Origin of the sequence: Kitasatospora sp. NPDC048722 (genome assembly GCF_040650235.1) — a bacterium.
GTDB lineage: Bacteria > Actinomycetota > Actinomycetes > Streptomycetales > Streptomycetaceae > Kitasatospora.
This window is the reverse complement of the sequence record NZ_JBEZGX010000004.1, coordinates 210,663-235,410: the sequence shown is the minus strand read 5'-3', so window position 1 is coordinate 235,410 and position 24,748 is coordinate 210,663. Positions and strand designations below refer to the sequence as shown.

The window sequence follows — 24,748 nt, the reverse complement described above, 5'->3', positions numbered from 1 at the left end:
GCGCGCCCACCGGACGAGACTGGCGCCAGAACTCGTCCCGCAGTCGGAAGGGAGCCGCGATGGCAGCGGCAACGGCGACGCGCGTCCTCACGGCGCCCGTCGACCTCGACCGCCCCGGTCACTACGTGCACTGGGGCGTCATCCAGATCTCGGTGGCGAACCTCGTCGTCATCGGCCTGATGGTGGTGGTCTTCGTGGCCGCGCTGCTGCTGCCCTTCCCCCGCGGGAAGCGTGATGACGAGTAGCTGGACCGGGGCGCTCCGGCGGTACGCCCTGCGGAAGCTGCCGCCGGAGAAGCTCCTCCCGGAGAGCCAGCCGGCGTACATGGCGTCGTGGATCTACGTCTTCGGCGTGCTCACCGTGGCCGCCCTCGTGGTGGTGCTGGTCTCCGGCGGGGTGCTCGCGCTGTTCGGCCCCGCGTGGTGGCACGTGTCGAGCGTGGGCAAGTACGTCAACAGCGTCCACCTGTGGAGCGTGGAACTGTTCATGGCCGTCATGGTGATCCACCTGTGGGGCAAGTTCTTCATGGCCGCCTGGCGCGGCCGCCGGGCCCTGACCTGGATGACCGGCGCCGTCACCTTCCTGGCCTCGATCGGCACCGCGTTCACCGGGTACGTGGTGCAGCAGAACTTCGACTCCCAGTGGATCTCCGGACAGGCCAAGGACGCGCTCAACGCGGTCGGCGTCGGCGCCTGGTTCAACGTGCTCGACTTCGGCCAGATGCTGATGTGGCACATCGTCCTGCTCCCGCTCGTGATCGGGCTGCTGACCGTCTGGCACGTCCTGCTGGTCCGGATGCGCGGGATCGTGCCGCCGATCGGCGCCACGGCGCCCGGTGACGAGCGGTGAAGGGCGCCCGGGGACGAGCGGTGAAGGGCGCCCGGGTGCCCGCGCCGGAGGCCTTCCCCACCCGCCCGTACGACCTCCTCAAGGAGTTCACGATCGCGTTGGTGGTCGTGGCCGTGCTCAGCGCGGGGCTGGCCGGGCTCTTCTCCTCCCCGGACGAGACGCCGGTCACCCTGGCGTCCTGGTCCTCGGCGGCCCCGAACGACTTCACCGCGACGGCCGTCGCCGAGCTCGCCGGCTCCAGCACCTCCGCGCAGTACGGCCCGCCCTACAACGACACTCCCGGAGCGGGCCAGAAGATCGGCCCGGTCGGTCTGCAGCGTGCCGCCGGGGTCCGCATCCCCGTCGATCCCGCCGAGGACTTCGTGCTGCGGCCGCTCCGGGAGTCCCCCGAGCCGCCGGAGGTGACCACGGCGCTCGCACAGTGGAACGCGGCGACGCCCGACCAGCGCCAGGCCTGGAGCTCGGCCTACGCCGACGCCCTGGGCAAGGCGCCGGACGGCGACCCGGCGAAGGTCGCCCCCGCCGACTACGGCCCGGTGCCGGCCCTGGCCGCCGGCCTGCTGACGCTCGCCCAGGCGGGCTCGTTGGACGGCCAGCTGCTGACCCGGGGACGCTTCTACCAGACCGACTACACCAAGCCGATGCTGCTCCTCGCCGACGGCTCCTACCTGTCGGACCGCGCGACCGCGCAGCACCTCACCGGCTCCCAGTGGGGAATGATGAACGAGACCGGGAACTACCCCGGGCAGGCCTGGCTCTGGCTGTACACGTTCTGGTACCAGATCGACCCGTTCAAGAGCTCGAAGAACGCCGATGCCGAAGTCTGGGCGATCATGGCGGTGCTCAGCCTCGCCCTGGTCCTCGTGCCGTTCATCCCCGGAGTCCGTTCCGTCCCCCGCTGGACCAGGGTCTACCGCCTGGTCTGGCGAGACCACTACCGCACGCGGCGCTGACCCGGGCTGACCGGCCGACGCCGTGCCACCAGGCCGACGGGCCCGGGCTCACGGGCCCGGGCTCACGGGCCCGGGCTCACGGGCCCGGGACGATCGCCACCGGGCCGTGCGCGTGGTGGATCACGCCGTGTGCCACCGGGCCCAACCTCAGTGCTGCAAGCGAAGGTTCGGGTGAGCGGCGGCCGAGGACGACCAGGGCCGCCCTGTGCGAGGCCTCGACCAGTTGGCTGACGGCCGGCCGGCCGGACACCTCGATCGTGGTGAGGACGTCCGGGTACCTGTCCCTACGGCGGGCCACGACGTCCGCGAGCCGCGACTCCTGTGCGGGGGCGCCCCCGCCCCGGGCCGCCAGGACCCTCAGCCCGGCCCCGCACCGGGCCGCCTCCGCGAAGGCGAAGTCGAGCACGGCACCGCACGGCCGGTCCGCCTCGGCGCCCACGACGATCGGGCCCCGCCCGGCCTCCGCGTCCTCCGCTCCGGGGCGGACCAGGACGACGGGGCAGTGCGCCTCAGCCGCCGTCCGGAGCGCGACCGAGCCGGCGAGCGGCCCGGCCAGACCGCCCGGACCGCGCGAGCCGAGCACCAGCAGGCCCCTCCGCCGGCCGGCGGAGGCCAGCACGCTCCACGGCGTTCCCGGGACCGCCTCGCAGGTGATCGCCAGTTCCGGGAGGAGGTCGGTGAGGCGGTCCCGGAGCACCGGCACGAACGCGGGCACTCCCAGCGGCACGTCGTCGCCGAAGGCACGTGTGTCCCGGGTGACGGCGACCAGCCGCAGCCGGACGCCCCGGCGGTACGCGTCGTACGCGGCCCAGCGGGCGGCGGCCTCGCTCGGCGCGGAGCCGTCGACGCCCGCCACGACTTCGAAGGACATGATCCGTCTCCTGTTCGTCCGTCGGCACGCCGGCCGGGTCATGCCTCGGGCACGACGGCGACGGCGCACTCGGCGTGGTGCAGCACCGCGTGGGCCACCGGGCCGAGCCGGCCCACCGGTGCGCACCGCCGTCGGCCCAGGACCAGGAACCGCGCCTTCGCCGACGCCTCGACGAGCACCCGCCCGGCACCGCCCGGTTCGCAGTCCTCGGTCAGCGGCACGTCCGGGTACGCGGCCCGCCAGGGTTCGAGAGCCGTCGAGAGCAGTTCGCGCTCCGACCGGCCCGGCCCCCCGGGTGGCCACGCGTGGAGCACGCGCAGCGCCAGACCGTGGCGGCGCGCCAGGTCGAAGGCGAAGTCGAGGACGGCCTCGGCCGGGCGACGGGCGTCCACCGCGGCGAGGACGTGCTCCCGGGACACCGGGTCCTCGGTGACGGGTGCCACGATGACCGGGCACCCGGCGCGGGCCGCGACGTGGAGGGCGGTCGAACCGACGCGCAGCCCGGGGAAGCCTCCGTCCCCGCGCGCGGCCACGACGAGCAGTTCGGCCTCCTCCCCCGCGGCCACCAGCGCCGCCGTGGCGACGTCGTGCACCTCCTCCGCCCGCACGCGCAGCTCCGGGTGGCGGACGGCCAGCACGTGCCGCACCTCCGCCAGTGCGCCCCGCTCGCCGCACCGGGGGCGCGTGTCCCTCCCCGACAGCAGGTGCGGCATGAGCGGCAACGCGTGCAGGACGCGTAGCGCGCGCCCCCTCGACAGCGCTTCCTCGGCGGCGAGACAGGCCGCCCGCAGACTCGCGGACGAGCCGTCGACCCCGACCGTGACGGGCAGTTCCATGACGGGCAGTTCCATGACGGCCATCTCCTTCCGGTTCGACGAACGGCCGCACTCATCGTCCCGCCGGCCGCGCGCCGGCGACAGGACCGGACAGGCCCGGCCGGGCCGGGACCAGCGGCCCCTCCACCAGGGGCCCCCGTCCCGGCCCGGCGCTCACGCCGCCGTGGGGGTGACGAGGCCGTAGTGGCCGTCGTACCGGTGGTAGAGGACGTTGCCCCGTCCGGTGGCCGCGTCGGTGAAGAAGACGAACAGGTCGACGGCCTCCTGCATGGTGGCGGCCGCCACCTGCGCCCGGACCGGACGTCCGTCGAGGTCCACGACGACCTGGGCGACGGACGGACGGACGATCGCGTGGTGGGCCTCCTGGGTCAGCTTCACGCGGACCCCGAGCACGGGCTCGTGGATCCGTCCGAGCACGGCCCCCACCTTGGCCCGGGCGTAGCCGGGCGCGGCCTGGGACACGGCTCCTCGCGTCGTCACCTCGACATCGACGGCGGGTCGGCTCTGCGGCGGGTTCATGCGCGTGCTCCTGTCGGGACGGCGGTCGAGGAGGGCTGGACGGTGGTCCCCGTGGTGCCCAGGAGGATGCCGAGGGCGTTGTCGAGCGGGCCGATGGCGGCGAGGCCGCCGGTCCGTTCGACGAAGGAGGCGGCGGCCTCGGCCTTGGGCCGCATCGAACCCTCGGGCAGCTCCAGCCCGCGCAGCTGCACCGGGGTGGCGGTGAGCAGGGGGCGGGGGCGGGAGGTGCCGAAGCCGGTGAACACGTGGGTGACGTCGGTGAGGATCAACAGCGCGTCCGCGTCGAGCTGTTCGGCCAGCAGGGCGGCCGTGCGGTCCTTGTCGACGACCGCCTCGACGCCGGTCGTGCGGCCGGTGTCGAGGTCGCGGACCACCGGCACGCCGCCGCCGCCCGCACAGATCACGACCGTGCCGCTGCCGAGGAGCTGTCGCACGACGGGCGCTTCGAGGACGTCCCTCGGCTCGGGCGAGGGCACGACGCGACGGCGCACCGGCCCGTCCTGCGCGGTGGCCCAGCCGAGTTCGCGTCCCAGCCGGACGGCCTGTCGGTCGGTCAGCGGCTGCCCGATGAACTTCGCGGGGTGCTCGAACGCCGGGTCGTCCGGGTCGACCTCGGTGTGGGTGACCAGCACGGCCACCGGCCGTCCCGGCAGGCGGGCGAGGAGCTCCCGGGCGAGGAGGGTGCCGATCATGCCCTGGGTCTGGGCACCGAGGACGTCCAGCGGGTAGGGCGCGGTGAGCGCCGGGTCGGTCTCGCTCTCGACCGCGAGCAGGCCGATCTGGGGGCCGTTGCCGTGGGTGACGACGACCTCGTGCCCGGCCTCGACGAGTTCGGCGAGCGACCGCGCGGCCTCCCGCACGTGGCGCAACTGAACGTCGGCGTCGGGGTGTTCGCCCCTGCGGAGCAGGGCGTTCCCGCCCAGTGCGGCGACGATGCGCATGATCAGTTCCTCCCGAGCGTGGCGACCAGGATCGCCTTGATGGTGTGCATCCGGTTCTCGGCCTGTTCGAAGACCAGGCTCGCCGGCGAACGGAAGACCTCGTCGGTGACCTCCAGTCCGTCCAGGCCGTGCTCCTCGGCGAGTTGCGCGCCGAGGTCGGTGCGGCGGTCGTGCAGGGCGGGCAGGCAGTGCAGGAACGCCGTGTCCGGGTTGCCGGTGGCGGCGAGGGTCTTGGCGTTCACCTGGTAGGGAAGGAGCAGTTCGATCCGCTCCCGCCACCTCTCCGGCGCCTCCCCCATCGAGACCCACACGTCGGTGTAGAGGTAGTCGGCGCCGCCGACCGCCTCCTCCACGTCCTCGACGAGGGTGATCCGGGCGCCGCTGCCGAGGGCCAGCTGCCGGCTCGCCGCGACCACCTGCGGCTCCGGCCACAGCGCGCGCGGCGCGGCGATCCGCACGTCCATGCCGAGCAGGGCTCCCATCGTCAGCAGGGAGTTGGCGGTGTTGTTGCGGGCGTCGCCGAGGTAGCAGAAGGAGATGTCGGTGAGCGGCCGGCGGCTGTGCTCGCGCATGGTGAAGACGTCGCACAGGCTCTGGGTCGGGTGACAGGCGTCGGTCAGGCCGTTGTAGACGGGCACGCCGGCGTGGTTCGCGAGTTCGGTGACGGCGTCGTGCTCGAAGCCCCGGTACTCGATGGCGTCGTACATCCGGCCGAGGACGCGCGCGGTGTCGGCGATGCTCTCCTTGTGGCCTATGTGCGAGCCGTCCGGACCTAGGTAGGTGGTGGTCGCGCCCTGGTCGGCCGCCGCGACCTCGAAGGCGCAGCGGGTCCGGGTGGAGTTCTTCTCGAAGATCAGGGCGATCCTCCGGCCGGTGAGCCGGGGCGTCTCGGTGCCCGCTCGGCGGGCGGCCTTCAGCTCGGCGGCGAGGTCGAGGAGGTGGTGGATCTCGGCGGCGGTGAAGTGGAGTTCGCCGAGGTAGTGGCGGCCGCGCAGGTCGATGGTCATGGCTGTGGCTCCTCGGGTGGGGTCAGTGGACGGCGTCGCGCTGGATCGGGCAGCTCATGCAGCGCGGGCCGCCCCGGCCGCGGCCGAGCTCGGACCCGGCGATGGTGACGATCTCGACGCCCTGCTTGCGCAGGTGGGTGTTGGTGGTGGTGTTGCGCTCGTAGCCCACGACGACGCCGGGTTCCAGGGCGAGGAAGTTGCTGCCGTCGTCCCACTGCTCGCGCTCGGCGGCGCGGACGTCCTGGTCGGCGGCGAGGAAGCGGACCTCCTCCAGGCCGAGCGCCTCGGCGAGGGAGCGGGCGAGGTCGGGATCGGGACGGACGTCGAGGCCGGTGGGCCGGTCGGGGGCGGGCACGAGGGTCCACGAGCGCAGCGGATCGGCCAGCCCGGGGTAGCGGACGAAGGTGTCCCGGTCGATCATCGTCAGCACGGTGTCGAGGTGCATGAAGGCCCTGCTCTCGGGCAGCCGGACGGCGATGACCCGCCGGGCGGTGCCGTACTGGAAGAGGGTCCGGGCGAGCTGTTCGACGGCTTGCGGGGTGGTCCGCTCGCCCATGCCGACCATGACCACGCCCTCGCCGACGACGTGGACGTCGCCGCCCTCGATGGTGGTGCCCGGCTCGGGATCGGTGCCGTCGAGCAGGGGCGGGGCGGTCTCGGCGAACAGCGGGTGGAAGCGGTAGATCGCGGCGGTGTGCAGGGTCTCGCGCCGCCGGGCCGGGCGGGCCATCGGGTTGAGGCTGTAGCGGGCGCCGATCCAGCAGGAGTTGTCGCGCGGGAAGAGGTGGTTGGGCAGCGGCGGGAGGGCGAAGTCCTGCGTGCCGAGGGTGTGCCAGAGCAGGCTGTGCGGGTCGCGCAGCGGCAGGTCGTCCTTCAGGACGCCGCCGATGAGGTACTCGGCCAGCGTCCGGCCGTCCAGTTCGCCGAACAGCTCCCGGACCGGGTCGACCAGGGCCGGGCCCACGGTGGCCGGGGTGACCACCCGGCCCAGCAGCCACGCCCGGGCCGGCGGCAGTTCGAGCGTCTCGCCGAGCAGTTCGGCGTAGTGGTGGACGCGGACGCCGTGGTCGCGCAGCACCTGGGCGAACGCGTCGTGCTCCTCACGGGCGCGCTTGGCCCACAGGATGTCGTCGAACAGCAGCTCGTCGACGTTGCGCGGGGTGAGCCGGGACAGTTCCAGGCCGGGGCGATGCAGGATGACCTGGCGCAGGCGCCCGGCCTCGGAATCGACTCGAAGAGCGGACATGGGCGGTACTCCTTCGTACGGGGTGCTGGTGGAACCCGCGTTCAGTTCTGGGCGGCCGGGTCCTGGCCGGCCCGGACGGGGTGGGGCCGCTTGAGCCAGATGTAGCCGGGGATGCCGAGCAGGACGGTGAACAGGCCGTAGTAGACGGTCTGGTAGCCGCTGCCCTGGATCGACCAGTAGGAGAAGGCCAGGGCGAGGGCCGCGACGGTGACGTCGCGGGCGAACCTCCGGCCGTCCAGCTCCGCCCGGCCCCGCACGGCCAGCCAGTACAGCTGGGCGGCGGCCGACACCAGGTACGGGATGACGGCGGTGAGCACGCTGAGCAGCACGATCTCGGTGAAGACCCGGGTGAACCGGGTGTAGCTGACGACGGTGAGCACCGATGCGAGGACGGTCGCGGAGACGATGCCGAAGGCGGGCACCTCGCCGCGGCTGCGGCCGAACGCGGCCGGGAAGAGGCCGTCGCGGGCCGCGGCCATGGGCATCTCGGCGCAGATGAGCGTCCAGCCGTTGAGCGCGCCGAGGCCCGAGACGATCGCCGCGGCGGCGACCAGGTTCCCGGCCCAGGTGCCGCCGGCGATGGCGTTGAAGGCGTCGGTGAACGGCGCGGTGGAGCCGACGAGCCGGGCGTGCGGGACGGTCCCGAACACCGCGAGGGTGCCGAGCAGGTAGATCACGGCGCAGGCCAGCGTGCCGTAGAGGGTCGCGCGGGGCACGTTGCGCCGCGGGTCCCGGACCCGTCCGGCCGCCACCGAGGCCGTCTCCAGCCCGATGTAGCTGAACAGGGCGATGGCCGCGGCCGCCGAGACCGCACCGACCGCCGGGGTGCCGGAGGCGTTGAACGCACCGAAGTTGCCGGACCTGACGAACAGCAGTCCGGCCGTCGCCATGAACGCCAGCGGAAGGAACTTCAGGACGGTGGTGACCACTTGGAAGGCCCCGATGCTGCGCACGCCGACGAGGTTGACGGCGGCGGGCAACCAGAGCCCGGCCAGGGCGATGGCGACCGACCCCCAGGTGTGGTGGCCCTTGTTCACGAACACCTCGACGTAGCCGACCCAGGCCACCGCGATGGCCGCGTTGCCGGCCCAGGCGGTGATCCAGTACGACCAGGCGGTCAGGAAGCCGGCGAACTCGCCGAAGGCCTCCCGGGCGTAGACGTAGGGGCCACCGCTTCCGGGAACGCGCTCGGCCAGGCGTCCGAACGTGGCGGCGAGTGCCAGGGCGCCCAGGGTCACCAGGGCGAAGGCCACCAGCGAGATCGGCCCGTAGGGCGCGAGGGCGGAGGGCAGGGCGAACACCCCGGTACCGATGATGCTGCCGACGACCAGCGCCGTCGCGGCCGGCAGTCCGAAGGTCCGGCCCCGGTCCGGGGGCGGACCGGCCGACGGTCCTGCGCTGTCGGCCGGTGGTCTTCCCTGGTCGGCTGTGGGCATGGGGGAGCTCCTTCGTGACGGTCCGGGAGAGGTGGCGCGGCGCCGGTGGCCGCGTTCGCTGAGGTTGATCCTCGAAGGGCGGGGCCCCGCGCAGCAGGGGACAACGGTCCCTCGCCGGTCGCCGCTCGTCCCGGGTGGACGTCCCGAGGGTCCCGGGGGCGCGTCGACCAGTAGTGCGCTCCCGGCGCGAGCTGCGTCCGCTCCGCGCTCACCACCGCTGCGGCGCGATCCTCCAGGACCAGTGGCCCCCTCCCTGGTCCCGTCGGTCCCTGGGCCGTCGTGAGGTCCGGCCAGGAGAGTGACGCCGGGTCACACCTGGAGCACCCCCGCCCCCGGCACCCGACGAAGGAGCACACGGACATGGCCGACACCACCGCATCCGCACGGTCCACCGCGACCGCACGGCCGCTTCGGCACCACCTCCACCGCGCCGTCGGCACCGAACACAACCCGCTGGTCCGGCCGCTCGACCGGGCGCGCAGCCGCGCGCTCCTGCTCGCCGTCCTCGGCCTGGCGCTGGCCGCGGTCGCGGGCGCCGGCGTCTCGCTCGCCGGCCTCGCCTCCGGGCAGCACACCGCCGCCCTGACGGCGGCCCACCGGCACCGGGTGGACGCCACCCTGCTCTCCCCGTCCCGGCAGGTGGCCGGGCTGTCGGGCTACAGCCGGGTCCGGTTCCAGGCCGCCGCCACCTGGGCCGCGCCGTCCGGCCGAACCGCGACCGGGCAGGTCGACGTCGACCGCCCGATGCCCTCCGGCGCCGTCAGCCGCGTCTGGGTGGACGACGACGGCCGACCGACCCCCGTCCCGCCGACCGCCGCCGACGTCGTCATGGACTCCGTGTTCCTCGGGCTGGCCGTGCTCGCCGCCCTGGCGGTCCTGATCGGGACGGGTCTGTGCATACGGCTCCGCCGGCTCGATCACCGGGCCGACCGGCGCTGGCAGCTCTCCTGGGCCCGGTTCGAACCCGTCTGGAGCGGCCGCACCGCACAGTGACCGCGCACCGGCCGGGCAGCACCGCCACCCTCACCCCGACCAGCCCACGGAAGGATCCCGCCATGCCGGGTCAGCCCCTCGACGACGGCACCGCGCACGCCCTCGTCGCCGCGGCCGCCGCCGCCCCGTCCATCCACAACACCCAGCCCTGGCGGTTCCGCCTCGACACCGCCCGCCGGACCTTCGAGGTGCACGCCTCGCGGCGGCACCCCCTGCCGCACACCGACCCGGACGGCCGGGCCGTCCACCTCTCGATCGGCACCGCCCTGTGCAACCTCGCGGCGGCGGCCGTCCACCTGGGCTGGGAACCCGTCGTGCGCCTGCTGCCGCAACCGGACCTCCCCGGCCCGCTGGCCACCGTCCGGCTCGCCGGCGCCCCCCGCGCCGCGCTACTGCGCCGCCCCGACCTCTACCGCGCCATCTGGCGTCGCCGCTCCAGCCGGCTGCCGTTCCTCCCCGACCCGGTGCCCGGCCCCGTCCTCGCCGAACTCGCCGAGGCCGCCCGGTCGGACGGCGCCCGGCTGCGCCACCCGGACGCGGCCGAACGCGCCCGGCTGCTCGCCCTCACCGCCGAGGCCGAGCAGCGCTCCGCCGCCGACCCGGAGCGCCGGGCCGAGAGCAGCGCCTGCCTCGCCGCCCCCGGCGCAGCCGAGGGCCTGCCCGTCTACGCCCTCGGCGCGCAGGACAGCAACGGACGCCTGCCGATGCGCGCCTTCGCCGGCCCCGCGGACGGGGTGCCCGGGGAGCGCGTCGCCTTCGAACCGGACCCCCAGCTGCTCCTGCTCACCACGCGCCACGACGGACCGGCCGACCGGCTGCGCGCCGGCCAGGCCCTGCAGCACGTCCTCCTCCTGCTCACCCTCCACGGCCTGCGCGCGTCGTTCCTGCACCAGGCACTGGAATGGCCGGACCTTCGCGACCGCATGACCGGTCCCGGCCCCGAACGCGGCGCCCCGCACATGCTGCTGCGGATCGGATACGGCCCGGCCGGCTTCCCCACCCCTCGGCACCTCACGACCGCCCTCCTCCGGCAGCCCGAGGTCCTGGCCTCCTCCCGCTGACCCCCCGTCCGGGACACCGGGCCGTTCGGCCCTATCGGAAGCCGGTGCCGCGGTGCAGGCTGTCCTACGGCCCATCCATCCCGCCGACCCGGCGGACCCAGGACCCCGGAGAAGTCATGACGGACACCGCGACGGCCCGGCCGGCCCTCCCCATTCGCGTGTTCCTGCTCGACGACCACGAGGTGGTCCGCCGGGGCGTGCTCGAGCTCATCGAGACCGAACCGGACCTGACGGTGATCGGCGAGGCCGCGACCGCCGAGCAGGCGCTGGCCCGGGTGCCCGCGCTGCGCCCCGACGTCGCCGTGCTCGACATGCGTCTGACCGACGGGGACGGTGTCACCGTCTGCCGCGAACTGCGTTCGCGTATGCCGGAGTTGGCCTGCCTGATGCTCACGTCCTTCGACGACGAGGACGCCCTCCTCGACTCGATCATGGCCGGTGCCGCCGGCTACGCACTGAAGCAGATCAGCGGCACCGACCTGATCGCCGCGATCCGGACCGTCGCCTCCGGCCAGTCCATGCTCGACCCCGGCGCCACCAGCCGCGTCATGGCCCGACTGCGCTGCGAGCGCGCTCCACAGGAACCCGGACTGCCCGAACTCACCGAGCGGGAGCGGGAGATCCTCGCCCTGGTCGGCGAGGGGCTGACGAACCGGCAGATCGGCGAACGGCTGTACCTCGCGGAGAAGACGGTCAAGAACCACATCTCCAGGCTGCTCGCCAAGCTCGGCGTCGAGCGGCGCGTCCAGGCCGCGCTCATCGCCAACCGGACCCTCACCCCGACCACCCGGTAGACCGACCGGGCCCCGGCCGGGGCCCGGTCGGCGCGAGGACGAGGACCGAACGGCCCTCGCCCTCGACAGGGACCACGCGAACAATCGATTCCATGGAAGCCGCCCACACCCCCACCGCGAACGCCGCCCCGCTGGACGAGCGGCACTGCCTCCGGCTCCTGGCGGGCGCCTCGGTCGGCCGCGTGGTCTACACGGTCGGTGCCCTCCCGGCCGTGCTCCCGATCCGCTACCGGCTCGGAGTGGACGGCAGCGTGCTGCTGCACGCCGCCGCGCACTCCGAACTGGTGCGAGCGGTGTCCGGCGCGCTGGTGGCGTTCGAGGCCGGTCAGGTCGACGAGACGGACGGAACCGGATGGAGCGTGACCGTGCTCGGACGGGCGGACGTGTCGGAGGACCCCGCCCCTGAGGAGACCGGGGCCGTCCGCCCACCGCACCGGGTGGCGATCCGGATCCGACCGGAACTCGTCACCGGCCGGCTCCTGCCGGGCACCCCGCCCTGACCGGACGCGGGCCCGGTCAGACGGCGAGCGGCGCGGACCACACCAGCCGGGTGCCTCCCTGCGCGAGGCTCTCGACCTCGAACGACCCGCCCAGCGTCTCGGCCCGCTCCGCCAGGTTCCGCAGACCGCTGCGCCTCCCCTGTTCGGGAATGCCGACCCCGTCGTCCTGCACGGACAGCGCCACCCGCCCGCCGGCCGCCTGGAGCGCGACCTCGACCCGGCCCGCCCGCGCGTGGCGGGCGGCGTTGCTCAACGCCTCGGCCAGCACGGCGAGGACGTGCTCGGCCACCTCCGCCGGGACGTCGGTGTCCAGCAGGCCCTCCATGCTCAGCCGCGGCGCGAAGCCGAGCACCGCCTGCGCCTGCTCCACCGCGCGGACGGCCCGGGCCCGCAGCCCGCGGCCGGTGGCCTCCTCCCGGGCCCGGAGGCCGAAGATCGTCGACCTGATGATCTTGATGGTCTCGTCCAGGTCCCCCACGGCGCGCAGGACCCGGTCCGACGCGCCGGTGTGATCGATGAACCGCGCCGCGCTCTGCAGCGTCATCCCCGTGGCGAACAGCCGCTGGATGGCCAGGTCGTGCAGGTCCCGGGCGATCCGGTCGCGGTCCTCCAGCATCGCCAGCTGCTCGGCGTCGCGGCGCCGCTCCGCCAGCTCCAGCGCGAGCGCGGCCTGGTCGGCGAAGCCCAGCAGCGGGCCGATCTCCCGGTCGGTGAACTCGGACCCGCCGGCCTTCCTGGCCAGTAGCAGCACACCGTCGATCTGCCCCTCGGCCCGGCCCAGCGGTACCGCCACCGCAGGACCGAGCCCGTCGAAACGACTCGCTTCTGCGGACGAGCGCGGATCGCCGGCCAGGTCCGCCGTCGTCACCGGCACCCCCGAGGCGCAGGCCTCGCCCGGGAGGGACCCGTCCAGCGGCACCGCCAGGCCCGCCCGGCCCGCCGTGTCCCCGCCCAGGGCCAGCTCCACGCGCACCGTGTCCGTCCCGGCCACCGGCACGGACACGTCGGCCAGATCGGCGCCGGTGATCTCCCGCGCCCGCTGCGCGATCAGCTCCAGCACCTCCGAGCGCGAGCCCCCGGACAGCAGGGTCCGGGTGATCTCCCCGCTCGCGCTCAGCCAGCGCTGCTGGCGCTGGGCCTCCTCGTACAGCCGGGCGTTGTCGATCGCCACCCCGGCGGCCACCGCGAGCGTGGAGATCACCGCCTCGTCGTCCGCGTCGAACTCCTCGCCGCCCTGCTTGTCGGTCAGGTAGAGGTTCCCGAAGACCTCTTCGCGCACGCGCACCGGAACGCCCAGGAAGCTCCTCATCACGGGGTGGTGCGCCGGGCAGCCGAACGACGAGGGGTGCGCGGACAGGTCCTCCAGCCGCAGCGGCTCGGGATGGCGGATCAGCTCGCCCAGCAGGCCCCGCCCGGTCGGGTACGGACCGATCCGGGCGATGTCCTCCTCCGTCAGGCCCACCGTGAGGAACTGAGACAGCGTCTCCCCGTCCGGCCCGATCACCCCGAGCGCCGCGTACCGCGCGTCCACCAGGACGGCGGCGGCCTCGACGATCCGCCGCAGCACCTGGGTCAGGTCGAGCTCGCGGCCGACCGACAGCACCGCCTCCAGCAGACTGTGCACCCGGTCCCGGGTGCCCCGCGCGGCATCGATCCGTGCCTGGAGCTCCTCCAACAGCTCGTCCAGACGCAACTGGGGCATGCGGGACCTCCCCATTTCGCCACCCACCGACACCCTCCTCGCCTCGGCCAACGGGCCAGATTCTCGCAGACGACGGCGACCGACCGGGTGGCCTCCGCCGCATCCCGCCCCGGCCGCACCGGGACCTTCGGTGCCGAAGCGGGGCTGCTCGACCCCTGTGGCGGGCCCGGAGCGCAGCGGGACGCTGGTCACCGGCCGGACCGCGCACAACGGTGCCGCGGACGGCCCACGACCAGGGAGGTCAGGGAGATGTCGCACAACGTGGTGGTCGGGATCGACGGCTCGACGGCGAGCGCGGCGGCGGCCGAGTGGGCCGCCGCCGAGGCCCGCCGCAGCGGCCACGGGCTGCGGTTGGTCCACGTCGCGGGCACCGAGGCCGACGCCCTCGCCCGCGAGCTCGACGGCGTGGGCGGCGTGCCGGAGCCCGTGGCCGCGATCCGCGACCGGATCGCCGCCGCGCTGCCGGGCCTGGAGGTCACCTGCGAGGTCCTGCCCGGGCACCCCGCGCCCGCACTCACCGCCGCCGGCCGGCGGGCCCCGCTGCTGGTCCTCGGGTCCCGTGGACTCGGCGGATTCGCCGGCCTGCTGGTCGGCTCGGTCGGACTGCGCACCGCCGCCCACGCCGAATGCCCCGTGGTCCTGGTCCGCGCCGGCGCGGACGGACGCGGCGGATCGCCCGGCGACGTGGTCGTGGGTGTGGAGGGCGACCGGCCGTGCGACGCCGTGCTCGGCTTCGCCTTCCGGTACGCGGCCGACAGCGGCGCCGCGCTGCGGGCGGTGGAGAGCCGCCGCCCGTCCCAGGGCCCGTACGTGACGGACGCCCCGCTGGACGACCGGGAGATCACGGAATCGCTCCGGACGGCAGCGGAGGTACGGCTCCGGGACGCGCTGGCGCGCTGGCGGGACAAGTACCCCGAGGTCCCCACCCGGGTGGACGTGTGCACCTGGAACGCGGGCCGGACGCTGGTGGAGGCCTCCCGCAGCGCGTCGCTGGTGGTGCTCGGACGTCGCGCTCCCCGGCACCCGCTCACCGTGCCCCGGCTCGGACCGGTGGCCCACGCGGTCCTCCACCACGCGCACAGCCCGGTCGCGATCGTGCCGCACTCCTGAACCGCCGTCGTCCCCGGTCCCGGGGCAGGGACCAATCGCGCCCCTCCCCGGGACCTTCGAACCGCCGGACGTGCCCCGATGGGCCGCTCCCCGGGCTCCTCCCGGCAGGGAGCCTTGAGGTGACGGCGCATCCGAGACCCGCCGACGCCCCCGATCCACGACGATGCCCCGGAAAGGCAGACCGGCTATGCCACGCCACCCGCAGAACGAGGGCCCTCGCGACGAGGAGCCGACCACCGTCGACCGCCTGGTCACCGCCGCCCTGACCGCCCTTCAGGAGTACACCGACTTCACCCAGGAACAGGTCGACCACATCGTCAAGAAGGCCTCGCTGGCCGCCCTGGAGCGGCACACCTCCCTCGCGGTGCTGGCCGTCGAGGAGACCGGTCGCGGGGTCTTCGAGGACAAGGCGGTGAAGAACGTCTTCGCCTGCGAGAACGTCACCCACGTGATGGCCCGGACCAGGACCGTCGGGGTGGTGCACCGCGACGAGATCGACGGGATCGTGGAGATCGCCGAGCCGGTCGGCGTCGTCGCCGGCATCACTCCGGTGACCAACCCCACGTCGACGACGATCTTCAAGTGCCTGCTGGCGCTCAAGACCCGCAACCCGGTCGTCTTCGCCTTCCACCCCTCGGCCCAGCGCTGCTCCGCCGAGGCCGCCCGGACCGTCCGGGACGCGGCCGTGGCGGCCGGGGCCCCGGAGCACTGCATCCAGTGGATCGAGGAGCCGTCGATGGCGGCCACCGGCGCACTGATGAACCACCCGGACGTCGCGACGATCCTCGCCACCGGCGGCAACGCGATGGTCCGGGCCGCCTACTCCTGCGGCAAGCCCGCCCTGGGCGTGGGCGCGGGCAACGTCCCCGCGTACATCGAGAAGAGCGCGGACCTGGAACGGGCGGTCAACGACGTCGTCCTGTCGAAGTCCTTCGACAACGGCATGATCTGCGCCTCCGAGCAGGCCGTCGTGCTGGACGCGGAGATCCGCGACGCCGCGCTCGGCGAGTTCCGCAAGCTCAAGGCGCACCACGCGAGCGCCGAGGAGAAGGCCCTGCTCGAACGGCACCTGTTCGGGGCCGGCGACGGGACGGCCTGCGCGGGCGGCCGGCTGAACGCCTCGGTGGTGGGCCGCTCGGCCGCGCAGGTCGCCGAGGCGGCGGGGTTCCACGTGCCGGCCGACACCTCGGTGATCCTGGCCGACTGCGACCGGGTCGGGCCGGCCGAGCCGCTGACCCGGGAGAAGCTCTGCCCGGTACTCGCCGTCCTCACCGCGCACTCGCGCCACGAGGGCGTCGAACTGGCCGCCGCGATGGTGGAGTTCGACGGGCTCGGGCACTCGGCGGCCGTCCACACCGAGGACGCGGCGTTCGCCGAGGAGTTCGGGCACGCGGTCAAGGCCTGCCGGATCATCTGGAACGCGCCCAGCTCGCAGGGCGGCATCGGCGACGTCTACAACGCCTTCACGCCCTCGCTGACCCTCGGCTGCGGCAGCTACGGGCACAACTCGGTCTCCGGGAACGTCTCGGCGCTGAACCTCGTCAACATCAAGCGGATCGGGCGGCGCAACACCAACATGCAGTGGTTCAAGGTCCCGCCGAAGATCTACTTCGAACGCAACTCCGTCAAGTACCTGGCGAGCATGCCGAACGCGCACCGGATCGTGGTCGTCACGGACCGGACCATGGTGGAGATCGGCCACCTGGAGCGGATCCGGGACGTCCTCGGCCGCCGCCGCGATCCCGTCGAAGTGCGGGTGGTCGACGACGTCGAGCCCAATCCGAGCATCGACACCGTCCGCAAGGGCGCCGCCCTGATGCGGGAGTTCGAGCCGGACACCATCGTGGCGCTCGGCGGCGGTTCGCCGATGGACGCCGCCAAGGTGATGTGGCTGATGTACGAGCACCCTGAGGTCGAGTTCGCGGACCTGAAGGAGAAGTTCTTCGACATCCGCAAGCGCGCCTTCACCTTCCCCGACCTCGGCGAGAAGGCCAAGCTCGTGTGCATCCCGACCACCTCGGGCACCGGCAGCGAGGTCACCCCCTTCGCGGTCATCACCGACACCGCCACCGGCCAGAAGTACCCGCTCGCCGACTACGCGCTCACCCCGAGTGTGGCCATCGTGGACCCGGCACTGACCACCGGCCTGCCGAAGCACGTCACCGCGGACACCGGCTTCGACGCCCTCACCCACTGCATCGAGACCTACGTCTCCGTCTACGCCAACGACTTCACGGACGGGCTCGCCCTCCAGGGCGTCCGGCTCGTCTTCGAGAACCTGGAACGTGCCGTGACCAACGGCCCGGACGACCCGGTTGCCCGGGAGAAGATGCACAACGCGGGCACGATCGCCGGCATGGCCTTCGGATCGGCCTTCCTCGGCGCCGTGCACGCCATGGCGCACACGCTCGGCGCGACGTTCCACATCGCCCACGGCCGCACCAACGCCCTCCTGCTCCCGCACGTCATCCGCTGGAACGGCTCGGCCCCGGCCAAGGTGACCGGCTGGCCGAAGTACCGCAGCTACGTCGCCCCCGAGCGCTACCAGGCCGTGGCGCGGATGCTCGGCCTGCCGGCCGCGACCCCGGAGCAGGGCGTCGAGTCCCTCGCGGCGGCCGTCGAGGACCTGCGGGACCGGGTCGGCATCCCGCGGTCCTTCAAGGCGGCCGGCGTGGACGAGGCGGCGTTCCTGGCGGCCCTGCCGCAGCAGGCGATGAACGCCTACGAGGACCAGTGCGCGCCCGCCAACCCCCGGATGCCGATGCTCGCCGACATGCAGCGGCTGATGCGCCAGGCCTACTACGGCGACCAGGCCTGAGAGAGGACACCGAGATGACCACCTCGCAGCAGGAACACACCACGAGCGCCTGGGACGGGTTCAAGGGCGGGCTCTGGCGGGACACCATCGACGTCCGCGACTTCGTCCAGCACAACTACACCCCCTACGACGGCGACGCCTCCTTCCTGGCAGGCCCCACCGACCGCACCCTCGCCGTGTGGCGGCAGATCACCGACCGCTTCCCCGAGGAGCGGGCCAAGGGCGTGTACGACGTCGCGTTCGACATCCCGTCGACCATCACCGCGCACGCGCCCGGCTACATCGACCGGGAGCGGGAGTTGATCGTCGGGCTGCAGACCGACGCCCCGCTGAAGCGCGCGATCATGCCCAACGGCGGCTGGCGGATGGTCGCCGGAGCACTGCGGACCTACGGCTACCCGGTCGACCCGGAGCTGGAGAAGATCTTCACCCGGTACCGGAAGACCCACAACGACGGCGTGTTCGACGCCTACACCCCCGAGATCCGGGCCGCCCGCAAGGCCGGCGTCATCACCGGCCTGCCGGACGCCTACGGGCGCGGCCGGATCATCGGCGACTACCGCCGCGTCGCCCTCTACGGCGTGGACCGGCTGGTCACGGCCAAGCTCGCCGAGAAGGCCGGCCTGGACGCGGCGCCCACCGACCCCGCGCGGATCGAGGAGACCATCCGCGAACGCGAGGAGCTCGCCGAGCAGATCAGGGCCCTGGGCGAGCTCAAGGAGATGGCCGCGGCGTACGGGTACGACCTCTCCGGGCCGGCCCGCACCGCCCGGGAGGCGATCCAGTGGCTGTACTTCGCCTACCTGGCCGCCGTCAAGGAGCAGAACGGCGCCGCGATGTCGCTCGGCCGCACCTCGACGTTCCTGGACGTCTACCTCCAGCGCGACCTGGACGCCGGAGCGCTGACGGAGACCCGGGCCCAGGAACTGGTGGACGACTTCGTCGTCAAGCTCCGGATCGTCCGCTTCCTGCGCACCCCCGAGTACGACGAACTGTTCTCCGGCGACCCGACCTGGGTCACCGAGTCGATCGGCGGCATGGGCGTGGACGGCCGCACCCTCGTCACCCGCACCTCCTTCCGCTACCTGCAGACCCTCTACAACCTCGGCCCGGCGCCCGAGCCGAACATGACCGTCCTCTGGTCGCCACGGCTCCCGCAGGGGTTCAAGGAGTTCTGCGCCCGGGTCTCCATCGACACGTCCTCGGTGCAGTACGAGTCGGACGAGCTGATGCGACCGCGCTTCGGCGACGACACCGCGATCGCCTGCTGCGTGTCCGCGATGGAGGTCGGCCGGCAGATGCAGTTCTTCGGCGCCCGGGTCAACCTCGCCAAGACGCTGCTCTACGCGGTCAACGGCGGCCGCGACGAGTTGTCCGGTGAGCAGGTCGGCCCCGCCACCGCCCCGGTCCACGGGGACGTGCTCGACTACGAGGAGGTGCTCGCCCGCTTCGACGAGCAGTTGGAGTGGCTCGCCGGGACGTACGTCCACGCGCTGAACGTCATCCACTACATGCACGACAGGTACGCCTACGAACGCCTCGAAATGGCCCTGCACGACCGGGACGTCCGGCGCACCATGGCCTGCGGCATCGCCGGTCTGGCGGTCGCCGCCGATTCCCTGTCCGCGATCAAGTACGCGCGGGTCAGGCCCGTGCGCGACGGGACCGGGCTGGTCACCGACTACCTGGTGGAGGGCGAGTACCCCGCGTACGGCAACAACGACGACCGGGCGGACCGGATCGCCGTACGGCTCGTCGAGGAGTTCATGCACAAGGTGCGCAAGCACCCCACCTACCGGGGAGCCGAGCACACCCAGTCGGTGCTCACCATCACCTCCAACGTCGTCTACGGCAAGAAGACCGGCAACACCCCGGACGGCCGCCGGGCGGGTGCGCCCTTCTCCCCCGGCGCCAACCCGATGAACGGGCGCGACGCCCACGGCTACGTCGCCAGCGCGCTGTCCGTCGCCAAACTGCCCTACGAGCACGCCGAGGACGGCATCTCGCTCACCAACACCGTCACCCCCGACGCGCTCGGCCGCACCCCCGGTGACCGCGTGCGCAACCTGGTCGGCGTTCTGGACGGCTACACCGCGTGCCGCGGCTTCCACATGAACGTCAACGTCCTCGACCGGGACACCCTGCTCGACGCGATGGACCACCCGGAGAAGTATCCGCAGCTGACCATCCGGGTCAGCGGCTACGCCGTCAACTTCGTCCGGCTGACCCGCGAGCAGCAGCTCGACGTGATCGGCCGCACCTTCCACGACGCGCTGTAGCCCCGCCCCCGCTCGCGGTGCCGGCGTCTCCCCGACCGAGGACGCCGGCACCGCGCCACACTCCGAGGGACACCCGATGACCACCACCGGCATGCTGCACTCCTGGGACCTGTCCACCGGCGTCGACGGCCCCGGCACCCGCTTCGTCGCCTTCCTGGCCGGGTGCCCGCTGCGGTGCCTCTACTGCCACAACCCCGACACCTGGTCCATGCGCCACGGTCGGCCGTGCTCGGCGGACGAGATCGTGCGGGAGGCCGGCAAGTGCACCGGGTTCATCCGGGCCGCCGGCGGCGGCGCGACCATCAGCGGCGGAGAACCGCTCCTCCAGCCCGCCCTCACCGGTGAGTTGCTGCATCGGTTCAAGCAGGAGCTCGGCCTCCACACCGCCCTGGACACCTCCGGATACCTCGGCGCCCGCGCCTCCGACGCCCTGCTCGCCGACGCCGACCTCGTGCTCCTCGACGTCAAGTCCTGGGACCGCACCCTCTACCGGCACCTGACCGGCCGTGAGCTCGCTCCCACCCTGGCCTTCGCCCGCCGTCTGGCCGACCTCGGAACCGAGGTCTGGGTCCGCTTCGTCCTCGTCCCGCACCTGACCGACCCCGCCGAGAACGTCGAGGGCGTCGCCGCCTTCGCCGCCTCGCTCGGCAACGTCACCCGCGTCGACGTCCTCCCCTTCCACAGGCTCGGCGCCCCTAAGTGGCGTGCCCTGGACCTGGACTTCCCCCTCGCCGGCACTCCGGTACCCACTCCCGAGCAGACCGCCGAGGCTCGCGCGGTCTTCACGGCCCACGGCCTGTACGCCGTCTGATCCCGGTCGTTCCTCGCCCTGGGGGCGGCACCGCCGGAGCGGGAGTCGTGTCCGCAGGCGGGAACGAGGCCGGTGGGTACGACGGTGCCGGCGGCCGGGTCACAGCCATCCCGTGTCCATGGACCGCCGGTGGGCGGCGAGCCTGTTGTCGGCACCGAGTCTCGCGAGCGCCGAGGACGTGTGGTTGCGGACGGTACCGTCGGCGAGGTGCATGCGGGCGGCGATGCCGGCGCTGGACAGCCCTTCGCCGGTCAGGGCGAGGACTTGGCGCTCGCGGGCGGTGGGGGGATTGGCCCCGAGGGTGAGCGCGTCGGCGGCGATGTCCGGGTCGATGTACCGCCCGCCGCCGTGAACGGTACGGACCACTTCGGCGAGCCGGGCGGCGGGGGTGTCCTTGGTGGCGAAGCCCCGGACGCCGAGGCCCAGGGCGCGCCGGAGGTGACCGGGACGGCCGTGGCCGGTCAGGATGACGACCGCGCCGCGTTGCACCTGTTCCGACGGCTGGAACGCGGAGGCGGGGCCCGCGAGAAGTCGCGGGCCCCGCAGGACGGCTGAAGAGGGAGGCGGACGGGCTGCGGGTACCGGCCGGGGCGCCCGCGGTCTCCTTTCCGTACACGGCCCCGCGGGCCCGGTCCGCCCTCTCGAAGGAGCCGGCAACTGCCTTTCCGGCAGGGCCGGCCGGCACGCCGACGGAGCCGCTCCGGGTCAGCCGGAGCGGTGGCGGGCCGCGGTCGGAACGGTGTGGTGGCCGAGGTGGGAGGTGACGTCGACGACGCCGTCCACGCTGCGGCACAGGCGCTCGACCACCTCCGCCGGGCCTCCGCGGTCGAGCGTGCCGGCGAGGGTCACGCGGCCGTCGTGCACCGTGACGTCCACGGTGTCCGGATCGATGCCCAGGACGCGGCGCAGGACCTCGGCCCGGATCTCCTCGCGGATGGCCGAGTCGTGGCGGAGGAACACGCGGAGCAGGTCGCCCCGGCTGACGATGCCCACCAGGCGCCCGGCCTCGTCGACGACGGGCAACCGCTTGACGTGTTCGCCCTGCATCACCCGGGCCGCCTCGACGACCGTCCACTCCGGACGGGCGCACACGGCCGGGCGGGTCATCAGGCCCACCGCGGTGGTCGCCCGGCTGCGGGCGCGCTCACGGGGCGGGAGGTCCGGGGTGAGCATCAGTCCGGCCGGGTCCTCCTGCGCCGCCTCGTTGGTCAGCAGGTCGGCCTCGGAGACCAGGCCGAGCGGCCGGTCCTCGTCGTCGAGGACGGGGACGGCGGTGATGTCGTGCTCGGCGAGCAGCCGGGCGATCTCCTTGAATCCGGTGTCGGGCCGTACGTGCACGACGGCCGGGGTCATCAGTTCTCCCACGATCCGGTGTCGCATGGTCGGTTCGTTCCTTTCCGGTCGGCGGCACGGCCGCGCGGCGGGGACGGGTGTACGGGGACGGGTGTACGGGGACGGGTGTACGGGGTCAGGCTCCGGGGTGGCGGATGACGACGACCGGGCAGGGCGCGTGCTGGACGCAGTGCTGGCTCACCGACCCGAGCAGCGCACCGGTGAAACCGCCGTGGCCGCGGCTGCCGACGACCAGGAGTTCCGCGCCGCGGGCCGCGTCGAGCAGGCACTGCGCGGCGCCGCCCTCCTGCACGCGCGTCAGGACCTCCACGGGACCGCCGTCGACGACGGCCTCCCTGACGCTGTCGTCGAGGATCTTGCGCGCGATGCCGGGCAGTTGCTCGTAGGCGGTGACCGGCACCGTCCACCCGGTGGCCACCGGGTGCTGCCAAACCGTCAGGGCCTCCACGACGGCCTCCTGCATGCGGGCCTGGCGGACGGCCCACCGCAGTGCGTCGACCGACGCCGGTGATCCGTCGACGCCGACCACGATCCGCCGCTGCCTCGATCCGGTCTGCTCACTCACGGGTTCCTCCTTGGCGTTCTCGTTTCCCCAACCATCCGCGTCGCCGGAGCCGTTGCGAAGGACCGAACGGGACCGCCCGTCCGGGACCTTCAGCCCGGCGGGCGGGACCACCGCGGCCCTGTCTGCCGGGCCGGCCCGACCGGCCCGGCAGACAGGGCCGTACGCCCCTGGAACCCGGGTCCGGGGTGCGGTGCAGTCGTGGTGCCGGCGGGAACCGCGGGCACACGATCACGGAGGCGGACATGGGCGGTACGGGCGGGGACGGCGACGGGCCGGCGATCGAGCTGGCCGCGCTGAGCAAGTACTACGGCCGCAAGGCCGGCATCGAGCACCTGGACCTGACCGTCCAGCGGGGTGAGGTGTTCGGGTTCCTCGGCCCCAACGGCGCCGGGAAGACCACCACGATCCGCTGCCTGGTGGGCCTGTTGCGCCCGAGCGCCGGGCGGATCCGGCTGCTGGGCCTCGACCCGGTGGCCGACCACCGGCGGCTCGCCCCGCGACTGGGCTACCTGCCGGGCGAGCTGCGGCTCTACCCGGAGCTCACCGGCGCGCAGACGCTGCGGCTGCTCGGGGACCTCCAGGGCGCCCCGACCCGCCGGCGCGGCGAGTTGTGCGAGCGGCTCGGGCTGACGGCCGCCGACCTGGCACGGCCGGTTCGCGAGTACTCGCGCGGGATGAAGCAGAAGCTGGGCCTGGTCCAGGCGCTCCAGCACGATCCCGAGCTGGTGGTCCTGGACGAACCCACCGAGGGTCTGGACCCGCTGGTCCAGGAGGTCTTCTTCCACCTGCTCGACGAGGCCTCGCGGGCCGGCCGCACGGTCCTGCTCTCCAGCCACGTGCTGCCGGAGGTGCAGCGCTCGTGCGGCCGGGTGGCGCTCGTGCGGGCCGGTCGACTGGTCTCCGTGCGGGCCGTGTCGGCGCTGCGCGAGGAGCGCGCCCGGCGGGTGCGGCTGGTGCTGGCCGACGGCCTGGGCGCCCGTGACCTGGGGCGGGCGCAGCGGTGGTCCCCGCAGTGGCACGGCAACGAGGTCAGACTGCTCGTCCCGCCGGACGAGTTGGTCGCGGGCGTCGGCGAGCTGCTGGCCGGCCTGCCGGTGGCCGACCTGTCGGTGGAGGAGGCCGGACTGGACGAGGCGTTCCTGGACCTGTACCGGCAGGATGCCGGAGCGGTGGAGGTGCGGTCATGAGGGCGCGGTTCCCGCTGTTCCGGCTGGCCCTGCACCGCCGGCGGAGGATGCTGGCGTTCCTGGCCGCGGGCATGGTCCTCTTCGAGGTCCTGATGGTCGCCGTCGTCCGCGCGGTGCCGCCCGAGCAGTTGTTCTCCGGCGCCGGGCACGGCGTGCCGGACACGTTCAGGGCGTTCTCCGGCTCGACCGGGGACGTGTCCATCGCGAGTTACGCGGGCCTGCTCGGGGCCGGTCTGGTGCACCCGTTCTGGATCGCGATGCAGCTGACGGCGATCGGCTCCCTGGCAGCGGCGGCCGTCGCGGCCGACGTCGAGGCGGGCACCGTCGAGCTGCTGATGGTCCGTCCGGTCTCGCGCACGCGTCTGCTGGCCGAACGCGCCGGAGCCGTCGTCGCGGCCTCGTTCCTGCTCAACGCGGCCGCCACCCTGACGCTCACGGCCGGCGTGGCCCTCTCCCCCGCCCTGCACCGTGCGGTGCCGCTCGACGGCGTCCTCGCGGCCGGGCTCCAGGGATGCGCCTTCACGCTGTGCCTCACCGGGCCGGCACTCGCCGTCTCGGCCGCGGCGCGGCGCCGGGCCCCGGTCGTCGGTGCCACGATCGCGCTGGGTGCCGTCGGATTCGCCGCCAACTTCGTGGCGATGGCCTGGCACCCGGCCGCACCGTTGCGCTACCTGAGTCCCTTCCACTACTACACGCCGGGCGACGCCCTCGCCCACGGCACCCTCGGCTGGGGGCAGTCGGCCGTCCTGGCCGCCGTCGGCGTCGCCGGGGTGTGCGCCGCGCTTCCGCTCCTGCGCCGGCGGGACCTCGCACCCTGACCCTCCTCGGGCCCGAAGGTCCCCGGCCGACACACCGCCCCGCCGGAGGAACCGAACACCTCCCGCAGCCCCGACGCCTTCCTCCTGTGGCACCGGCTC

Annotated in this window: 24 protein-coding genes; 13 read left to right on the top strand and 11 right to left on the bottom strand. The window is 73.7% G+C overall.

The annotated features are described in order from the left end of the window. The first annotated feature begins 59 nt into the window (after positions 1 to 59). Genes AB0C76_RS05765 through AB0C76_RS05755 form a run of 3 tightly spaced genes read left to right on the top strand, consistent with a single transcriptional unit; the run spans position 60 to position 1,802 of the window. Entirely contained in the window at positions 60 to 245 is a 186-nt protein-coding gene (locus AB0C76_RS05765) for a hypothetical protein (RefSeq protein ID WP_359960214.1), read from the top strand. Further along, positions 235 to 849 (top strand): cytochrome b N-terminal domain-containing protein, encoded by a 615-nt coding sequence (locus AB0C76_RS05760; RefSeq protein WP_359960211.1) that lies wholly within the window; start codon positions 235 to 237, stop codon positions 847 to 849. Before AB0C76_RS05765 ends, AB0C76_RS05760 begins: the two co-directional genes overlap by 11 nt. Positions 850 to 869: 20 nt before the next feature. After that, positions 870 to 1,802 (top strand): hypothetical protein, encoded by a 933-nt coding sequence (locus tag AB0C76_RS05755; protein ID WP_359960209.1) that lies wholly within the window; start codon positions 870 to 872, stop codon positions 1,800 to 1,802. Between the two features lie 76 nt (positions 1,803 to 1,878). Here AB0C76_RS05755 and AB0C76_RS05750 read toward each other — a convergent pair whose 3' ends face one another. From AB0C76_RS05750 to AB0C76_RS05720, 7 genes are all read right to left on the bottom strand, one after another. Next, the gene (locus AB0C76_RS05750; RefSeq protein WP_359960207.1) at positions 1,879 to 2,673 is read right to left on the bottom strand and encodes a universal stress protein; all 795 of its coding nucleotides are present in this window, start codon (positions 2,671 to 2,673) and stop codon (positions 1,879 to 1,881) included. A gap of 38 nt (positions 2,674 to 2,711) precedes the next feature. Next, positions 2,712 to 3,524, bottom strand: a complete 813-nt coding sequence (locus AB0C76_RS05745) for a universal stress protein (RefSeq protein WP_359960205.1) — start codon at positions 3,522 to 3,524, stop codon at positions 2,712 to 2,714. 138 nt (positions 3,525 to 3,662) lie between these two features. Further along, positions 3,663 to 4,028 (bottom strand): sigma 54 modulation/S30EA ribosomal C-terminal domain-containing protein, encoded by a 366-nt coding sequence (locus tag AB0C76_RS05740; RefSeq protein ID WP_359960202.1) that lies wholly within the window; start codon positions 4,026 to 4,028, stop codon positions 3,663 to 3,665. Beyond that, the gene (locus AB0C76_RS05735) at positions 4,025 to 4,969 is read right to left on the bottom strand and encodes a carbamate kinase (protein WP_359960199.1); all 945 of its coding nucleotides are present in this window, start codon (positions 4,967 to 4,969) and stop codon (positions 4,025 to 4,027) included. Before AB0C76_RS05735 ends, AB0C76_RS05740 begins: the two co-directional genes overlap by 4 nt. A gap of 2 nt (positions 4,970 to 4,971) precedes the next feature. Beyond that, positions 4,972 to 5,976: an ornithine carbamoyltransferase gene (gene argF / locus AB0C76_RS05730; protein WP_359960196.1), complete on the bottom strand. Its 1,005-nt coding sequence runs from the start codon at positions 5,974 to 5,976 to the stop codon at positions 4,972 to 4,974. 22 nt (positions 5,977 to 5,998) lie between these two features. Next, positions 5,999 to 7,222 (bottom strand): arginine deiminase, encoded by a 1,224-nt coding sequence (locus AB0C76_RS05725; protein WP_359960193.1) that lies wholly within the window; start codon positions 7,220 to 7,222, stop codon positions 5,999 to 6,001. Positions 7,223 to 7,263: 41 nt separating this feature from the next. Continuing rightward, complete coding sequence (locus tag AB0C76_RS05720; RefSeq protein ID WP_359960190.1) at positions 7,264 to 8,658, bottom strand: amino acid permease; 1,395 nt, start codon at positions 8,656 to 8,658, stop codon at positions 7,264 to 7,266. 360 nt (positions 8,659 to 9,018) lie between these two features. Here AB0C76_RS05720 and AB0C76_RS05715 point away from each other — a divergent pair, with 360 nt between their 5' ends. From AB0C76_RS05715 to AB0C76_RS05700, 4 genes are all read left to right on the top strand, one after another. Then, positions 9,019 to 9,651, top strand: coding sequence for a hypothetical protein (locus tag AB0C76_RS05715; RefSeq protein WP_359960187.1), 633 nt, complete (start codon positions 9,019 to 9,021; stop codon positions 9,649 to 9,651). A 62-nt stretch (positions 9,652 to 9,713) separates the two neighbouring features. Further along, positions 9,714 to 10,712 (top strand): hypothetical protein, encoded by a 999-nt coding sequence (locus AB0C76_RS05710; RefSeq protein ID WP_359960185.1) that lies wholly within the window; start codon positions 9,714 to 9,716, stop codon positions 10,710 to 10,712. A gap of 116 nt (positions 10,713 to 10,828) precedes the next feature. Beyond that, on the top strand, positions 10,829 to 11,506 hold the full coding sequence (locus tag AB0C76_RS05705) for a response regulator transcription factor (protein WP_359960182.1): 678 nt from the start codon (positions 10,829 to 10,831) through the stop codon (positions 11,504 to 11,506). A 92-nt stretch (positions 11,507 to 11,598) separates the two neighbouring features. Beyond that, positions 11,599 to 12,006, top strand: coding sequence for a pyridoxamine 5'-phosphate oxidase family protein (locus AB0C76_RS05700; RefSeq protein WP_359960179.1), 408 nt, complete (start codon positions 11,599 to 11,601; stop codon positions 12,004 to 12,006). Positions 12,007 to 12,022: 16 nt separating this feature from the next. On the opposite strand, the gene AB0C76_RS05695 is transcribed toward AB0C76_RS05700, so the two are convergent. Then, positions 12,023 to 13,708 carry a GAF domain-containing sensor histidine kinase gene (locus tag AB0C76_RS05695; protein ID WP_359960176.1) on the bottom strand — a complete coding sequence of 562 codons (1,686 nt, stop codon included), beginning with the start codon at positions 13,706 to 13,708 and terminating at the stop codon, positions 12,023 to 12,025. 249 nt (positions 13,709 to 13,957) lie between these two features. On the opposite strand from AB0C76_RS05695, the gene AB0C76_RS05690 reads away from it, so the two are divergent. The 4 genes from AB0C76_RS05690 to pflA all read left to right on the top strand — a co-directional run bounded on the left by AB0C76_RS05690 (position 13,958) and on the right by pflA (position 20,726). Next, positions 13,958 to 14,818 (top strand): universal stress protein, encoded by an 861-nt coding sequence (locus tag AB0C76_RS05690; protein WP_359960173.1) that lies wholly within the window; start codon positions 13,958 to 13,960, stop codon positions 14,816 to 14,818. Positions 14,819 to 15,005: 187 nt separating this feature from the next. Further along, positions 15,006 to 17,636: a bifunctional acetaldehyde-CoA/alcohol dehydrogenase gene (gene adhE / locus AB0C76_RS05685; protein ID WP_359960170.1), complete on the top strand. Its 2,631-nt coding sequence runs from the start codon at positions 15,006 to 15,008 to the stop codon at positions 17,634 to 17,636. A gap of 14 nt (positions 17,637 to 17,650) precedes the next feature. Further along, positions 17,651 to 19,915 carry a formate C-acetyltransferase gene (gene pflB / locus AB0C76_RS05680; RefSeq protein ID WP_359960168.1) on the top strand — a complete coding sequence of 755 codons (2,265 nt, stop codon included), beginning with the start codon at positions 17,651 to 17,653 and terminating at the stop codon, positions 19,913 to 19,915. A gap of 76 nt (positions 19,916 to 19,991) precedes the next feature. Continuing rightward, positions 19,992 to 20,726 carry a pyruvate formate-lyase-activating protein gene (pflA, locus tag AB0C76_RS05675; protein WP_359960165.1) on the top strand — a complete coding sequence of 245 codons (735 nt, stop codon included), beginning with the start codon at positions 19,992 to 19,994 and terminating at the stop codon, positions 20,724 to 20,726. A gap of 99 nt (positions 20,727 to 20,825) precedes the next feature. On the opposite strand, the gene AB0C76_RS05670 is transcribed toward pflA, so the two are convergent. The 3 genes from AB0C76_RS05670 to AB0C76_RS05660 form a co-directional block, all read right to left on the bottom strand. Next, positions 20,826 to 21,215, bottom strand: a complete 390-nt coding sequence (locus tag AB0C76_RS05670) for a response regulator transcription factor (protein ID WP_359960162.1) — start codon at positions 21,213 to 21,215, stop codon at positions 20,826 to 20,828. 216 nt (positions 21,216 to 21,431) lie between these two features. Next, positions 21,432 to 22,106 carry a CBS domain-containing protein gene (locus tag AB0C76_RS05665; RefSeq protein ID WP_359960160.1) on the bottom strand — a complete coding sequence of 225 codons (675 nt, stop codon included), beginning with the start codon at positions 22,104 to 22,106 and terminating at the stop codon, positions 21,432 to 21,434. An 88-nt stretch (positions 22,107 to 22,194) separates the two neighbouring features. Next, positions 22,195 to 22,644 carry a universal stress protein gene (locus AB0C76_RS05660; protein WP_359960157.1) on the bottom strand — a complete coding sequence of 150 codons (450 nt, stop codon included), beginning with the start codon at positions 22,642 to 22,644 and terminating at the stop codon, positions 22,195 to 22,197. Between the two features lie 242 nt (positions 22,645 to 22,886). On the opposite strand from AB0C76_RS05660, the gene AB0C76_RS05655 reads away from it, so the two are divergent. Together AB0C76_RS05655 and AB0C76_RS05650 are read left to right on the top strand one after the other, a co-directional pair. Further along, positions 22,887 to 23,831 carry an ABC transporter ATP-binding protein gene (locus tag AB0C76_RS05655; RefSeq protein WP_359960154.1) on the top strand — a complete coding sequence of 315 codons (945 nt, stop codon included), beginning with the start codon at positions 22,887 to 22,889 and terminating at the stop codon, positions 23,829 to 23,831. Continuing rightward, entirely contained in the window at positions 23,828 to 24,649 is an 822-nt protein-coding gene (locus AB0C76_RS05650; protein ID WP_359960151.1) for an ABC transporter permease subunit, read from the top strand. Before AB0C76_RS05655 ends, AB0C76_RS05650 begins: the two co-directional genes overlap by 4 nt. Positions 24,650 to 24,748: the final 99 nt, after the last annotated feature.